This is a genomic window from Levilactobacillus parabrevis ATCC 53295 (genome assembly GCF_001434055.1).
In the GTDB taxonomy this organism is placed as follows: domain Bacteria; phylum Bacillota; class Bacilli; order Lactobacillales; family Lactobacillaceae; genus Levilactobacillus; species Levilactobacillus parabrevis.
Genome location: NZ_AZCZ01000108.1, coordinates 1 through 566 on the forward strand (window position 1 = coordinate 1; position 566 = coordinate 566).

Here is a 566-nt window from a genome sequence, read left to right on the forward strand (position 1 = left end):
TTGCGTCGTCCATGGTAGCTGCTTGATGGATCAGTTTGAAGTCGTTAAGGACCTCTTGTCGGTCCTTAGTTCGAACGTGAGCTTCAATGTTCCGACTGACGTGGATCAGGCACTGCTGGAGCTTAGCCTTAGGGAAGTGGTCACCAATTGTGTTGGTAAGGCCGACTAAGCCATCGGCCACGAATAAGAGGACTTCTTTTACACCACGCTGCTGANTTGGAGCGACTTGGTATGCTAGGACCTCTTTCATACCATTTGGTCGAATGCCAATGGCGATATGCACGGCTTCTTTAGCCACTGAGTCCCGGCGCAGAGGTAAGTATGTTGCGTCCACATAAATGACTGCGTAACGACTCGCTAGAGGGCGCGTCTTGAAGGCGTTGACCTGTTGGTCAACGACCTTCGTGAGGTTTGAAACCGTTTGTGGTGTGTAATGAGCACCATACATTTTCTCAATCAAATCCGCGATCTCACTAGTGGTAATCCCTTTTTCGTAGAGCTGGACAACCGTGGCTTCTAAACCATCCGTTTGGCGTTGATAGCTTGGAATAGTTTGCGTATTAAAG

General features: G+C 49.0%; 1 protein-coding gene and 1 pseudogene. Both read right to left on the reverse strand.

The features are described 5' to 3' along the window. A partial coding sequence (locus FD07_RS12685) for a transposase (protein WP_235804808.1) occupies positions 1-215 on the reverse strand: 215 nt, incomplete at both ends. A gap of 1 nt (position 216) precedes the next feature. Beyond that, positions 217-566 (reverse strand): annotated as a pseudogene (locus FD07_RS12690) (transposase); the annotation flags it as partial.